This window comes from Parablautia sp. Marseille-Q6255, from assembly GCF_951230155.1.
GTDB lineage: Bacteria > Bacillota > Clostridia > Lachnospirales > Lachnospiraceae > Choladousia.
On sequence record NZ_CATNVD010000037.1, the window covers coordinates 1 to 2019 of the forward strand.

Annotated in this window: 3 protein-coding genes; all 3 read right to left on the minus strand. The window is 40.9% G+C overall.

Translation table 11 applies throughout. The features are described 5' to 3' along the window. Nucleotides 1–138: 138 nt before the first annotated feature. The 3 genes from QOX44_RS17950 to QOX44_RS17960 all read right to left on the minus strand — a co-directional run bounded on the left by QOX44_RS17950 (nt 139) and on the right by QOX44_RS17960 (nt 1863). A complete protein-coding gene (locus tag QOX44_RS17950) occupies nt 139–612 on the minus strand; it encodes a YopX family protein (protein WP_283685198.1) in 474 nt (157 codons plus the stop codon). Further along, the gene (locus QOX44_RS17955; protein WP_283685200.1) at nt 584–775 is read right to left on the minus strand and encodes a hypothetical protein; all 192 of its coding nucleotides are present in this window, start codon (nt 773–775) and stop codon (nt 584–586) included. Before QOX44_RS17955 ends, QOX44_RS17950 begins: the two co-directional genes overlap by 29 nt. Before the next feature lie 221 nt (nt 776–996). Next, entirely contained in the window at nt 997–1863 is an 867-nt protein-coding gene (locus QOX44_RS17960) for a DNA-methyltransferase (RefSeq protein ID WP_283685202.1), read from the minus strand. Nucleotides 1864–2019 lie beyond the last annotated feature (156 nt).

Here is a 2019-nt window from a genome sequence, read left to right on the forward strand (position 1 = left end):
ACCTGCAATATTCATCGCAAATCTTCTCCTCCAAACCTGCGCACTCCTCGAACCTTGCCAGACGTTCCATTACTTCTTTGTGATTTGTTTTGTCTTTGATCACGGCGATACCGCCGTGACGTTCTGTGTATTTCATCTTTATCCCTCCAACAACTCTGAATTATCAAAAATGTTTCCGAATACTTTATAATCGCTTCGGTTGATGTAGAAATCCGTCAATGGCATCGGAAGGCAAAATGGTTCACATTTGCTCAACGCATCTGTTTCAATCACTTCCGTTTGCCATCCGATAACTCTATCAACAACTTCTAATGTCTCGGTATCGATTACATTAAATTCTCCAAATACAACTCTCACCAAATCATCTTCGTTTCCATGGCCTATCAAAATATCATTCTCCCAAATCTTATTTCCGCTCTTGTCGGTAAGTCCTGTATACTGGCAGAGGGTGTCTGGATTTATAGGTGGTGCATATAACGCACCTGATTCAATTGGTTGTATCCGATATTTAAAGATGTTAGGCCGAGATTGGTCTATTACAAGACACCCTTCCACCCATTCGCCATTATCTTTTCGCTTTGCTTTAAATAAAATTTCTCTGTTCATCTCCATCACTCCTCTCCTTAAACACCTTGCATCTCCGGCAACGCTCTTTGCTGCTTACCAGATGCCCCTTAATCTGCGTCGCCTGCGGGCAGGACGGCGTAACATACACCGCAATCTGCCCGATTGATTTTATGTGCGCACACGTTTCGTAGTTTTCTTTACTCATCATTCCGTTCCTTCCACCACATCCACGCCACCGTCGCCGCCGGCGCGATCACACATATTCCGATCACTGCCGAGATGCCGAGCGCTATGTTTATTATTACGTCAATCATCAAATATCCCCTTTCTACTTGCATCAATCGATTACATCAATTAAAAATCAATACAACAACTGAATACATCAATTACCGATCGCTATATTTACGATTACATCAATCATTGCTTATCTCATTTCTGTATATACGGTTCTAAAATATCTTCAAAACTCATTTGCTGTATTGTCTTAAAATTCAGCATTTCTTTTTGGGCTTTCTCGTAAAAATTTCTGTCAATCTCAAATCCAAAAGCACTTCTTCCCAATTCCTTTGCAGCGCGTAACGTGCTACCACTTCCTGCACACGGATCAATTACCACATCGCCCTCATCTGTAAAAATCTCAATTAACTGTTTCAGAACCTTGACCGGCTTCTGCGCTGGATGGATTTTTGGGATATCTTTCCCGTCTTTTTTCCACGCAAACCAGTTAAATATCATATGTCCTGTCCCCGGAATGTTCTTTCCGTTTTCATCTGTCTGCACGCCGTTTCTGAACTTCGGAAGTCTATCCCGATAAAGAACAAGCGCGTATTCTGTCGCCCCTACAATCCGCATATTTGCCTTTAAGACTTGCGGGCTGTAATTCTTACAAAATACAAGTGGTATGTAATGCACAAATCCATGCTTCTCTGCCGCTTTGATAAGCGTCTGTATCTGCTCGAACGAACAAAATACGATCATGCATGGAGAATTACTACTCCTGCCTCTCTTTATTGGCCTTGTATCTTCTTTTTTCAGCATTTTCGAACAAAAATGAAAATACTCATAGAGATTAAAATTGAAGTCGGAATTGAAAGCCGCCTTTCCTGCAAGTTTACTTTCTCCATTCTTGTTGTCCCCGCCGATATACCAAGATGGATTTGAACCATAGAAATTCTTTCCAACATTGTACGGAACATCAGCAATAATAAGCTGCGCTGGCGGAATTGCATATTTTTTGTAATTCTGCATCGAATCACGATATAATTCACATTTAATTTTCTTTTTTCTATTTTCCATTTTCCTCAAGAAGCCCGTGTACACCTTGCCCCGGCCGGAGGCTGGCTCCTTTCTTTTATTTCATTTCATCATCAAAAAATATCCAAAATATTAAAAACAATGATTTCAGAAGCGCATCTTCATTGCTTGCATTTACACGCCGTGTTATCTCATCAT

Excerpts from the sequence above, each read along its gene's own strand:
- QOX44_RS17950 (WP_283685198.1), bottom strand. The coding sequence starts at position 612 with ATGGAGATGAACAGAGAAATTTTATTTAAAGCAAAGCGAAAAGATAAT.
- QOX44_RS17955 (WP_283685200.1), bottom strand. The coding sequence starts at position 775 with ATGATGAGTAAAGAAAACTACGAAACGTGTGCGCACATAAAATCAATC.
- QOX44_RS17960 (WP_283685202.1), bottom strand. The coding sequence starts at position 1,863 with ATGGAAAATAGAAAAAAGAAAATTAAATGTGAATTATATCGTGATTCG.